Source organism: Anaerocolumna sp. AGMB13025, assembly GCF_029689925.1.
Lineage (GTDB): Bacteria > Bacillota > Clostridia > Lachnospirales > Lachnospiraceae > Anaerocolumna.
Genome location: NZ_CP121445.1, coordinates 4,868,201 through 4,880,428 on the forward strand (window position 1 = coordinate 4,868,201; position 12,228 = coordinate 4,880,428).

Consider the following 12,228-nt stretch of genomic DNA (forward strand, 5'->3'; position numbering starts at 1 on the left):
ACAGAATGCACGAAAAAAGGAGATAAAAGGACCGTATTCTGCACAAAACAGACTCCGGTCCCTGGACATATTTATTCATAAACTTATACAAAAAAGTAACAACTGGAATTCCAAATCAACTACTATTTTACCTTAAATAACTTTCTTGCGATTCCCACCATGGGTTTATATAAAATACCCTCCATCTCTTTGCTTACTACCTTTAACTGGGAACGAATCGCTATATTCTGCGGACAATGGGTCTCACATTTTCCACAGTCCTTACATTGTGAGGCATTGGCCGGTTGTTTAGACAGGGCACCTAAGGTTTGGAGGTATTTCCAGCGCATGGACTTGTCATTTAACAGGTATTTATCATTATAAACTGAGAAACAGCCGGGAATATCCACCCCTGCCGGACATGGCATGCAATAGCCGCAGGCGGTACAGGGTATTTTTGTCTTTTCCCGCATAACAGTTTTTACCTTTTCAAAGATTTCCAGTTCCTCCTTACTTAAAGAGTCCGCTTTGGTTTCACTTGCAATACGGAGGTTATCTGCAATCTGCTCTTCGGTACTCATACCGGATAATAAAACAGTAACTTCCGGATGATTCCATACCCATTTTAGCGCCCACTCAGCCGGGGAACGGTTTGGATCATAGCTATTAAAGGTTTTGGTTACTTCACTTGGCAGATTATTCACTAATTTACCGCCCCGCAAAGGCTCCATAACAATTACCGGAATTCCTAAACTTGCGGCAAGTTTAAGGCCTGACTTGGTTGCCTGGTTATTTTCATCCATGTAATTATACTGGATTTGGCAGAAATCCCAGGAGTAAGCCTTAACAATCTTTTCAAAATCTGCTTTTCCTCCATGAAAGGAAAAACCGATATTCTTAATCGTACCTTCCGCTTTTAAGCCCTCCAGCCATTCCATAACACCAAGGGACGCAAGCCGGTCATAACTAGGTTTATCCGTCAGCATGTGAAGTAAATAGTAATCAATATAATCTGTCTTAAGCCTGGATAGCTGTGTGGCAAAAATTTTCTTGGCATTGTCTAACTTATTTACCATAAAAGGCGGCAGCTTTGTTGCAATTTTGACTCGTTCCCGGTATCCTCCCGATAAAGCGGAACCTAAAAAGGATTCACTTTTCCCGCCGTGATAGATATAGGCAGTGTCAAAGTAATTCACGCCTTTTTCAATGGCGTCCCGAACCATAGCAGTAGCTCTTGGCTCATCAATACCTCCGCCCTTGGTCGGGAAACGCATACATCCAAAACCAAGGATTGACAATTCATCTCCGTTTTTGTTGTTCACTCTTGTCATCATAATCCATTACTCCTCGCTTTGCTTAAAATAATAATTTTATTCTTTTTTATCTCTTTCGTTTCGTACAAGTGTTTTATGTATTCATGTATTATAACATTTTGCTGTATATATGTTAATACGATTTGGGGGCAGCTTAAAAATTTAATAGAATGATTATAAAAAATACAGATTCATTCATAAGATTATTCAAATATTAACGAGGATATTAATGAGGATACAAAAGCGGATATTAAAATACGGATATCAAAAGATAATATTACTTTTTGAATGAAAATGATTAATTACACCTGAAAAAGATGTATTATTCAAATCAAGATGATAGAGTTAACTTATTGATATTATTACTGTGGATTTTACATAACTTAATTCACTTCACAATAAGAGAATTTTGCCAGATTGAATTTAAAAGATTTGACAATAATAGTATTAGTCAAAGGTTTATAAAAAAGTTAAACAATTATGGAGGCGTGAATATGGAATTTAAATTTTGTTATCTAAGAAAACGATGCGTCATATTGATAAGCGTTTTGGGGTTACTGTTAACTGGGTGTAATTACCGGGATTCCAAAGATCCGGCCAACAAAAAATTTTCTGCCACTGTAGCTGGATATGGCGGTGATGTTACCGTAGAGGTAACTGCTACTGAAAACGGTAAAATCGGTTCTCTAAAAGTGGACGCCCCAAATGAAACTCCCGATATCGGCGGTACTGCTGCTCCCAGAGTAGCCAAAACGATTGTAGCCAATCAAAGTCTTTCCATAGACACCATATCTGGGGCAACTATTACCTGTAATGCGGTTTTAAATGCCGCGGAAATAGCATTAAGACAGGCCGGACTTGATACTGAGGCTCTAAAGAAGAAGTAATTACAGCAGCTGAAATCATTAACCCACCAGGTTGAGCATAAATGTCAGAAAGGTTTTACTCTTCTAAAACTTGGCTGGTCTGATGGATACAGCTTCACATTCACTACACTTTTTTTCTATTGTCGGATTAGGTCATCTTAATTCCTTTTCTGTCAATCAATCCCCCTGTATTGCTAGTACATTTTTTAGTCAAGTGGTATTACTACCACTTGCGGCTTACATTAGATTTTTTCAGCCACTTCCCTATATGCATTCCAGTAATCCTGGTCAGTTACTTCTTGATCGGGAGCTTTTTTACTTTCAATCAAAAAAATAGTGCTACCGTTAAGTTCTTCAATTTCTGGATTAACAAAATATCTGTCATGTACCTCTCCAGTAATGCTAATACCGGTTTCCTGATTAACTCTAATTGCTTCCGTGTTCCATACATCTCCAATAATAGCATTTGTGTAGTATTGGGGATCAAGTCCAAAAAATGAAATGGTATAACTTTTTGTTTCCATGATTCACCCCTAATATATCTTTAAACCAATATATGCCTCTCAGTCAAAATAGTTAAATCCTATTTTACTGCACAAAAAAACTACCGACTGATATTAATACTTGGTAGTTTATGTATTTAAAAATGAATAGTTTTACGGAAGTCAAAAAGAAGTCAAGCCACAAAAAAGGAATAGTAAGATATCATAAAACCCAGTATTTATGCCTGTCCCAGCCATGGAAAATAATGCTTTACTTTACGACTTTATCGTGTTAAAATTGTACTATTAGAATAACACTGATCAGGAGATGGAAATATGAGCAAAAATATAAGAACCTCTGCTGTGGACCATTTATTTGAAGCAATCTTAAGTTTAAAAGATTCGGAAGAATGTTATACCTTCTTTGAAGATATTTGTACGGTGAATGAGCTTTTATCATTATCTCAGCGTTTTGAAGTTGCACGTATGCTCCGTAATCACAAGACATATCTCGAAATTGCAGAAAAAACCGGTGCTTCCACCGCAACAATCAGCAGGGTAAACCGTTCTCTTAACTACGGTAAAGACGGTTACGATATGGTCTTCTCCAGAATATCCGAGATAAAAGATGGCAATGAATAATGCAAGTACAGTCCTGCGTAAGTTTAGCTTCTTTACCTGATATTTACTCTAAGGCAAGGCGGAGGAATGTGACGTGGCGGCGACTATCTTGCTTTACGACTACACTACATTGGTGTCGACAATGGGTACTGTACTAAGTGAAATCTATACAAGCTGTACTAACTGTAATAAAAGACATGATATAAGCAAAACCCTCCATACGGTTCAGCGTGTGGAGGGTTTTTACATCTTATTGGTTCCAATATTTTATTAAACAAATTTATTACACTTATATATAGTTCACATTATTTTATAATTCATATATTTTTCAATTCACATAATTTATGGATTCCTATTTATATTAAATCACATAATTTTGTCTCTGATATTTTATTAGTTCACATTATTTATTGGTTTTGTAATTATAATAAATCCTTATAACATTAATCTTTTTTCTTGTCTTTCTTAGGCTTCTCTAAGATAGATTCATCAATTAACTTTTCAATCATCTGCTTTTTTACATATACATCAAAACTCAGCATACATATAAAAGAAAAAGTATTTAAAAATTCTTTTTCTTCTTCGGATTCTACATTCGAAAAAGTCTCTCTGGATTTGTTATACTTTCGGATAACATCTTTTAACAGATTGTCCATCTGATCCCGCTCATAACTAAATACCTCTTTATAAATTGCTTCTAAGCCGATATCAGAACCTTTGCCGTAATACTTTTCCGTAAGGGGATTAAAGATGTGCTGAATATCACTAATAGTCAAAATATTTTTAAAATAATATATAAAAATCAATAATAGAATATGTTCTTTGGAGTATTTCTTTTTATTAGGCGGAGGTAACAATTCATTTTTGGTATAATTATTAATCATGGTTTTGGTTAGAAGCTTATCTTCACTAAACCGCTTGGAAGATTTTAGATGCTCATCCATAAATGTGGTGACCTGATCCATGTATAAATCAATATTAGGAATCTCATCCGGATTAATATAATCCAATTTTCTGATGCTGTCAATTAAGCTTTGTAAGTAATCTTGATTACTAGAATCCACTATTATCACCTCTCCTGTTCATTATATAGTATTTAATACTATATGTAAACATATATTTCACTTTATCATTCATAACTTTTTCCTTTCCTGCTTATTACGATATATTTCGCAACCGTTTCCTTTGACCGGAGTTCATCATAACTCTTAATAATGCATAAATATTAAACCTGCGCTGAAGTGGAAAAAATCATGAGCTAAGAGTGTGCACGAATTAACTACTAAATCATATATTAACATTGAGGTGATTCTATGTCTTCGGAAGAATTAGCAGCTTTGGCAGCTTCCCTGGCAATTGCAATAGCAAAGGATAAAAGTACGGATGAAATTGACTTAATCGCAGTACTCCTGGCGCAAATCGGTACTACCTTAGGAACAATATCCCTTCAAAGGAAAAGACTGAATCCAAACAAGGATTCCGCTACTTCACCAAATATACCGCCTGTTATTCTGTAAGGTATTAACGAAGGTCAAATACCTAAAAAGTATGGGTTGTACTGACTATAGTTTCATGATATAATATAAACATATGTTTGCAATTAACCGGCGGATTGTTTGACAGTTTACCGGTTATCGTTATGAAATGATAGAACGTACTATGAATACATAAGTCAGGTGGTAAAAAACATGAGTATATATGATACCCTCAATAAAGAACAGCGAATTGCAGTAGAACATGATAAAGGTCCTTTACTTATTTTAGCTGGTGCAGGTTCTGGTAAGACCCGTGTTTTGACACATCGGATCGCGTATCTGATGGAACATAAGGATGTAAATCCCTGGAATATATTAGCTTTGACATTTACGAATAAAGCAGCCAGTGAAATGAGAGAACGTGTCGATAAAATTGTGGGTTATGGTTCTGAAAATATCTGGGTCAGTACCTTTCATTCCACCTGTGTTAAGATACTCAGAAGATGGATTGACCATATCGGATATGACCGCAGTTTTACCATATATGATACGGATGACCAAAAAGCTTTAATGAGAGAAGTATGCAAGCATTTAAATATTGACACCAAGACATTAAAGGAACGTTCCCTCCTTTCCATTATCTCTTCCGCCAAGGATGAACTTATCTCCCCAGAGGAATATGAACTGCGTGCCGTCGGGGATTATAATAAGCAGAAATTTGCCGGTGTATATAAGGAATATCAGAGACGCTTAAGATCCAATAATGCCCTGGATTTTGATGATCTTATATGTAAAACGGTGGAATTATTTGAAACCAGTAAGGAAGCCCTAAGCTATTACCAGAACCGTTTTCATTATATTATGGTAGACGAGTACCAGGATACGAATACCGCACAGTTTAAATTAATCAGTCTGATGGCAAATGGCATCAATGGAGAGGGAAGCAGAGAACACAACCTCTGTGTAGTCGGCGATGACGACCAGTCCATCTATAAATTCCGGGGTGCCAATATTTATAACATCCTTAACTTTGAAAAGGAATACCCCAGTGCCAAAGTAATCAAATTGGAGCAGAATTACCGGTCTACCAAGCGAATTTTAGAAGCTGCCAATGAAGTAATCAGTAATAATTTAGGAAGAAAAGAGAAGGCTTTATGGACGGATAATGCAGAAGGAGAACCAGTCCACTTTACCCAGTTTGAACATGACTATGAAGAGGCAGATAGTATTGTCAGCGAAATAGCATCTACTGTTTCTTCCGGCGAAGCCTCTTTTCAGGACTTTGCCATATTGTACCGTACCAATGCCCAATCCCGTGTTTTCGAAGAAAAATTAGTACTTAAGAATATACCCTATAAGATTATTGGAAGTATCAATTTCTATGCCAGAAAAGAAATTAAGGATCTGCTTGCTTATCTGAAAACTATTGATAACGGTTTGGACAACCTGGCTGTAAAACGTATTATCAATGTACCAAAGCGCGGTATCGGTCTGGCCAGCATTGATAAGATCGATGAATACGCATTTAAGAACGGTATTAGTTTTTATGCTGCTTTAAAGCAGGCGGACTATATTCCTTCCCTGGGACGGGCTGCCGCTAAAATCTCCTCTTTTGTCAGTTTGATTGAAATCTTAAAATCCAAGATGTCTTCGACAGAATATAGTCTTACCGACTTAATGGAGGAGATTCTTGAAGCTACGGACTATATCAGTACAATAGAAGCACAGGACCTAGAAGATGCCGAAGACCGCATTGAAATAATCGGTGAATTAAAAAGTAAAATCAAAATCTATGAAGAGAATGCCCTTGAACAGCCGACTTTAAGCGAATTTCTGGAAGAAGTTGCACTGGTATCGGATATTGATAATCTCACAGAAGACAATAATATGGTAGTTCTTATGACTTTGCACAGTGCAAAGGGTCTAGAATTTCCTTATGTCTATTTATGCGGTATGGAGGAAGGCATATTCCCAAGTTATATGTCGATCCATGCGGATAATCCAGAAACAGAGATTGAAGAAGAACGCAGGCTGTGCTATGTAGGAATTACCAGGGCTATGAAGCGTCTGGGTTTAAGCGCTGCCTCCCAGCGGATGCTGCGAGGTGAGACTCAATTTAACAGGCCATCCAGATTTATTAATGAGATTCCCAGATATTTATTAACGATGGAGCGCAATCCCTTTAAGACGAATTCTTTAAAAAGTAATTCCTATATGAGTTTATCGGATTCCAATGATAGATTCCGCAAGTCAGGGGGTACCTCTGGAGGAAGTCCGTACAAAGCACCTGACGGTAGAATAGGCGGCAGTACCAGTAACAATAAATTAAATGATTCGATTTTTCAAAAACCTTATGGAATTACAACTCCCAGAGAATTTGAAGGTAAAAATCTAGGTAAAATTGACTATGGAATTGGTGATACCGTACAGCATATTAAATTTGGTGTTGGGATTGTAACGAATATCAATTCCGGCGGTAAAGACTATGAAGTTACGGTAGATTTTAGTAATTTTGGCATCAAAAAAATGTTGGCTTCTTTTGCAAAATTAAAAAAGTTGTAGTAATTTCATGCATTTTCCAGAATTTCTATAGTAAAAAGACTCATATCGTGGTATAATAGCATAGAACTCATTTTACGTGAAAGGATGTGTTATAATGAACAATAAACTTGAAGAATTACTAAACGCAGCTAAATTAGGTGATTTACTTCACAGAAAAGAAGCAGCAGAGAAAGAAAAAAGAACCAACTGCGTACTTATGATATTAGCTATAATTGGTGCAGTTGCCGCGGTAGCCGGTATTGCTTATGCAGTATACAGATACTTAACACCGGATTACCTGGAAGATTTTGAAGATGATTTTGATGACGATTTCGATGATGATTTTGATGATGAGGAAGAAAGTGCCTGCAACTGTGAATTTGGTGATAAAGCCACCAAAGCTGCTTCTGTAGAGGAAGCCGGTTCAGATGATACTGCTACTGAATAAAGATTTCTATTATAAACAAATGAGCCTGCGCGAATTTAATAGACAGGCTCATTTCTATTTTCTAAAGCTATTTTTTAGTAGTTTAATTTATTTGGCCTTGTGTCAAGTGTTGGGGGAAATTCTTTGAATTCCGCTCCTTTACTTACCATAAGCTTTATTTGCATATTCTGTATTAACCAAATCTTTATACGGTGCTCTATTTGATAAAACCCCTGCATCCTCCAAAATATCCTGCAACAAGGTAAAACTGTCTTCTTCAAAGATCGTATTATCCTTCCAAGTGTTTTGATCATAATATCTGGTTACGATTTTCGTTATGGTATCCAAATCGGTTTCTTTAAATTGAGGGGCAATTACTTTTGCGATTTCCTCAGGTTTATGGGAGTTCACATAATTCAGCCCTTTTTGGATTGCATTGGTGAATTTTTGGATGATGTCAGGATGTTTCTCAATATAACTCTTTTTAGCAGAATAAGCTGTATATGGAACTTTACCGCTTTCTACACCTAAGGAGGCTACTACTTTACCGGTACCTTCCTTTTCAAGTGCGGTTGCACCAGGTTCGAACTCTACGGTATAATCTCCTGTTCCTGCAGCAAATGCCTGGGCAGTCAGACCAAAATCAATATTTTGTACAATGGTTAAATCTTTTTTCGGGTCAACGCCATTTTTCTTCAAGATATACTCAAGTACCATTTCCGGCATACCTCCAGGTCGTCATAGACTCCATGTAAATATCAATCATTTCGGAGATTGCATCCTTCGCAGCAACAATATTGTACGGCTTTAATTTATCTTCCGTAGCTTCTACTATTCCTTTCTCTATCATGATTGCAATATACGGCAGTACCGATTTCTTGGACTTTTTAAAGCCTTGCTTTGTAAGTTCTGCTGATAGATACTTGGCAGAGGTGTACGTTCTTTCTTCTTCCTTAATAAGCTTCATGGTTGCAAGAATAATTTCATTTTCGTATTTATTCAATTCCTCAAGGGGACTATAATTGATTAAACCACTAAGCCCATACTTCAATTCAATTTCCGGCATACCATCTTTATCTACAATTATCTTTTCAATTAAAATCTCAACATCCTTACGGTTGAGGCTGCCTTTTTTTATTATTTCATCCACTACTTGAAGAGCAGTTTTTAACTTTGCCTGTATATTAGAATTGTCTAAACTGGTCTCTTCCAGCTCTTTTAATTGCTGTTCATATCCATGTATCTTTGCTAAGATCTCTCCTTGCAGAGATTCATAGGCATCATTAATAATAGCCAGATCAGCTCCATCAGAAATATCTTTCACTTTTTGAGAAATCATAATCTTTAATTGCTTCTTATTATCATGAATTAATTCTTTGATTTTATTACGCTTTAACTCTACGGTTTCTATTTCCTGAACGAAGTCTTTCATATCGTAGGTTTTGATGATTTCACTTAAGGTATTGCGGCATAAGCTTATATATTTAGTAACGTCATTAATCAGGGTAGTTTCATTGATCAGGTGTGCGTATCCACAATATCGTTTTCCTTTTGAATTGTAAGTGTTACAGATATAATATTTACGATTTGTATTATTCTTACGCAAGATAGGAGTCAAACGCCCCCCACAATCTTTGCAAAATAAACAGCCTCCGAATATATTACCCTCTTCGCTTTGTCCTCTATAATTGGTCCTGACTCTCTTTCGCATGATATCTTGCACTAATTCAAAAGTAGGTTCCTCAATGATAGCTTCATGATTTTCATTAAATAAGATTTGATTTTCTTTTTTTATCCTATGATCCATACCATTAATTATGGTACGTGCTCTTTTATGTAATCTAAGATTTCCAATATAAAAATCATTTTTTAGTATATTGGAAACCATGCCATCTGACCACTCCCTGGTAACACGTCTTTTCGAAATTTTACCTTCAGAAAGATTTCGTTTCTGCATAATCATAGAAGGGGTAGGTATCCCTTGCTCGGAAAGCATGACAGCTATTTTCCGGTATCCATACCCTTGTAAATACAGTTCAAATATGTTCCGTATATAGGTTGCTTCCTCTTCTACTATTTGAATTTTTAATTTATCTTTTTTATCTCTTTGGTATCCAAAGGGTACTCCAACAAGCAGATTTCCTTCGTTCTGGAGAGCTGAAATTACTCTTTTTACTTTTTTACTGGTATCTTTCACATATCTTTCGTTATACCAGGTTTTTATCCCAATGGTATCGTCTTCATCCTCTAAGGTATCATAATCATCATCAATGACGATTAGACGTTTTCCCCGCTCCTTGATGTCATCAAGAAGCAGTAAAACCTTTGCATTATGCCTGCCTAAACGGGATAAATCTTTAGTTATTACAATATCAATCGTTTGGTCCAGATCCTCCATTAATTTCATAAAGTCAGGTCTTTTAAAGCTATAACCGGAGAACCCGTCGTCTTCGTACCAGCTGTCAATTACCCAGCCTTGCTCTAACGCAAATTTATTAATTATCATTTTTTGGTTTTCTATTGAAACATAGTTCTTTTTATCATCATCTCTGGATAGGCGAACATACCCAGCTACTTTTAACGATGTAGAATTACTAATTTTTCTTTCAGCATTCATTACTCTTCTCTTTCCTCTATACACTATGTTCTTTGATGCAATGCATTATGTAACTATAGGATATAATTTAATACAACAAATGTCAACCAGATAAGTGATTTTTAATGACTGCCTTTAATCCTTCGTGTATATCTTTATTGCTATTTCCGTCTAAGAATGTCACGATACGAAAACCAAGTGACATCCAATATTTCTTTTGCTCTTCCAGCTCTTCCTGGCTCATATCTTCTGTCTTCCAAAGGTAATAAGTCGGTTTTGAAATAGCACCTTTCGCCATCTATACACGTCCTTCCTGCCCATAAATAATATTATTATTATATGTACTTCATTTGCAAATGTTCTCAGTTTCATAAAAAAAGGAAGCTGATTGTTCAACTTCCTTGCTTTTGTACCGTAATATGTTTACTAAAACTTATTTATCTATATTTGTTTCAATTTTCAATGAAGCATAAGACCAAATATTTCTTTGGTGGGAATTACCCTGCACATTCAATGATGAATTAATTGCAGTAAAAATCCAGGAACCGAAGCAAAGACCTGAATTTCTTACTTTGCCAACGTTTCATGGATTTTACTTTCTAAAGTCCTTTATATTTTTTCATATTATTATTTATTTTTTAGTTCAAGAGTATGCTCAACCCCATCAATATTTATAATAACTTTAATGATATTATTTTCGTTTGGTATCGCACAGTTTTTTCCGCCAGATTTCATAATAAATGTATTAGAAGTTATACTCTCATCTTTATCATAATCATTTACCATCTTTCCACTATTAGTACTACTTTCATACGAAATTTCCATATGTTTAACGGATGATAAATTTGCTAATTCTCCTTTGTAAGTTACTGTTAGCTCATTGTCTGATTCAGTCTCTACATCAAGTAAACCATCCTTTTCTGTAAAAGTCTCAGTACCAACTACCTTATACTCAGCAACCCACATATCACTTTCACCTTTAAAAATATAGTTGTGATTAACAACATCTTGTTTTGTTTCGTTAGTTTCTTTATTTGAACAACTAGCAATTACTAATACGCTTAGCATGATATATACAAAAAATAATTTCTTCAAATCAAAACATCTCCCATAACTTTCCATATTTTCTTGTATTATACAGTATCTAAAATTTATATACTAATCTTTCACAAGCGGATTTGATAATGACCATAAAACCCCTTCCAAAGTAGGTTCTTCATTTTCATCTCCTACACAGAGGAATCATATTATAGCCTATTTAACCTTCTTTTCACTATATATTATCTACATACAAACCAGTCATCAAAAATTTCTCCATTAAGATCATATTCAATACTGTAATACCCAACAGGCTTATCATTATAATTCATAGGAATATGTATAATAATAACATTATTATCACATTGTGGCCAATTAAGTTTAAATGAGATATCAGAAATCTCACAAAATAGATTTGCCCGTTGATAGTTAGGAAAATACTCGCCGAATTCCTCCTTTTCTTCCTCTGCATATGAATTAAAATTTAACCAAAATGCTTCCATACTTCTTTCCACTAGATTATACTTAAAAACCTGTTCTTTAAGCAAACTTTCCATTATAAATACATCCTCTCCTAGATTATAGGAATTACTGTAGCATAAAACTTCTATTTAAATTAGCACCACTGAAAAAGCTCTTTAAAATCTTCATAGCAGCCAGGACAAATCCAATAGTAATTGTCTTCAGTACAATATCCCCTTTGAATGTCCTGCTCTTTTTCACTAAATTTATCAAAGCAAAATTCGCAGTGATCATGATCGGTAGATGTGGTTCTATTTTTATAATCTTTTAATATTAATACCTTATTTTTTAAATACATTTCTTGATTTCTTAATCTCCAATCACTCATCAAATCACTCTTCCTCTCTCAACTTGAGAATAAACAATTC

At 35.3% G+C, this 12,228-nt stretch carries 14 protein-coding genes; 5 read left to right on the forward strand and 9 right to left on the reverse strand.

Going from position 1 to position 12,228, the window contains the following annotated elements; translation table 11 throughout:
- Positions 1-122 precede the first annotated feature (122 nt).
- Entirely contained in the window at positions 123-1,313 is a 1,191-nt protein-coding gene (locus QA584_RS20105; RefSeq protein WP_278270895.1) for an aldo/keto reductase, read from the reverse strand.
- 473 nt (positions 1,314-1,786) lie between these two features.
- Here QA584_RS20105 and QA584_RS20110 point away from each other — a divergent pair, with 473 nt between their 5' ends.
- Positions 1,787-2,179, forward strand: a complete 393-nt coding sequence (locus QA584_RS20110) for an FMN-binding protein (RefSeq protein WP_278270896.1) — start codon at positions 1,787-1,789, stop codon at positions 2,177-2,179.
- A 221-nt stretch (positions 2,180-2,400) separates the two neighbouring features.
- Here QA584_RS20110 and QA584_RS20115 read toward each other — a convergent pair whose 3' ends face one another.
- A complete protein-coding gene (locus tag QA584_RS20115) occupies positions 2,401-2,682 on the reverse strand; it encodes a hypothetical protein (RefSeq protein WP_278270897.1) in 282 nt (93 codons plus the stop codon).
- Between the two features lie 294 nt (positions 2,683-2,976).
- Between QA584_RS20115 and QA584_RS20120 the strand changes: the two genes are divergently transcribed.
- Complete coding sequence (locus tag QA584_RS20120) at positions 2,977-3,282, forward strand: YerC/YecD family TrpR-related protein (RefSeq protein WP_278270898.1); 306 nt, start codon at positions 2,977-2,979, stop codon at positions 3,280-3,282.
- Between the two features lie 422 nt (positions 3,283-3,704).
- Here the strand turns inward: QA584_RS20120 and QA584_RS20125 are convergent, their stop codons facing one another.
- A complete protein-coding gene (locus QA584_RS20125) occupies positions 3,705-4,325 on the reverse strand; it encodes a DUF1836 domain-containing protein (RefSeq protein WP_278270899.1) in 621 nt (206 codons plus the stop codon).
- A gap of 249 nt (positions 4,326-4,574) precedes the next feature.
- Between QA584_RS20125 and QA584_RS20130 the strand changes: the two genes are divergently transcribed.
- The 3 genes from QA584_RS20130 to QA584_RS20140 all read left to right on the forward strand — a co-directional run bounded on the left by QA584_RS20130 (position 4,575) and on the right by QA584_RS20140 (position 7,725).
- Positions 4,575-4,778 (forward strand): DUF6774 domain-containing protein, encoded by a 204-nt coding sequence (locus QA584_RS20130; RefSeq protein WP_278270900.1) that lies wholly within the window; start codon positions 4,575-4,577, stop codon positions 4,776-4,778.
- Between the two features lie 171 nt (positions 4,779-4,949).
- Entirely contained in the window at positions 4,950-7,298 is a 2,349-nt protein-coding gene (locus QA584_RS20135) for an ATP-dependent helicase (RefSeq protein WP_278270901.1), read from the forward strand.
- 94 nt (positions 7,299-7,392) lie between these two features.
- Complete coding sequence (locus QA584_RS20140; protein WP_278270902.1) at positions 7,393-7,725, forward strand: DUF4366 domain-containing protein; 333 nt, start codon at positions 7,393-7,395, stop codon at positions 7,723-7,725.
- A 138-nt stretch (positions 7,726-7,863) separates the two neighbouring features.
- Here the strand turns inward: QA584_RS20140 and QA584_RS20145 are convergent, their stop codons facing one another.
- From QA584_RS20145 to QA584_RS20170, 6 genes are all read right to left on the reverse strand, one after another.
- Positions 7,864-8,421: an ABC transporter substrate-binding protein gene (locus QA584_RS20145; RefSeq protein WP_331487685.1), complete on the reverse strand. Its 558-nt coding sequence runs from the start codon at positions 8,419-8,421 to the stop codon at positions 7,864-7,866.
- Positions 8,411-10,321, reverse strand: a complete 1,911-nt coding sequence (locus tag QA584_RS20150; RefSeq protein ID WP_278270903.1) for a recombinase family protein — start codon at positions 10,319-10,321, stop codon at positions 8,411-8,413. The genes QA584_RS20145 and QA584_RS20150 overlap by 11 nt, the downstream gene beginning before the upstream one ends.
- A gap of 82 nt (positions 10,322-10,403) precedes the next feature.
- The gene (locus QA584_RS20155) at positions 10,404-10,598 is read right to left on the reverse strand and encodes a hypothetical protein (protein ID WP_278270904.1); all 195 of its coding nucleotides are present in this window, start codon (positions 10,596-10,598) and stop codon (positions 10,404-10,406) included.
- Positions 10,599-10,927: 329 nt separating this feature from the next.
- Positions 10,928-11,395: a hypothetical protein gene (locus tag QA584_RS20160; RefSeq protein WP_278270905.1), complete on the reverse strand. Its 468-nt coding sequence runs from the start codon at positions 11,393-11,395 to the stop codon at positions 10,928-10,930.
- A gap of 185 nt (positions 11,396-11,580) precedes the next feature.
- Complete coding sequence (locus tag QA584_RS20165; protein WP_278270906.1) at positions 11,581-11,895, reverse strand: hypothetical protein; 315 nt, start codon at positions 11,893-11,895, stop codon at positions 11,581-11,583.
- Between the two features lie 59 nt (positions 11,896-11,954).
- The gene (locus QA584_RS20170) at positions 11,955-12,191 is read right to left on the reverse strand and encodes a hypothetical protein (RefSeq protein ID WP_278270907.1); all 237 of its coding nucleotides are present in this window, start codon (positions 12,189-12,191) and stop codon (positions 11,955-11,957) included.
- Positions 12,192-12,228: the final 37 nt, after the last annotated feature.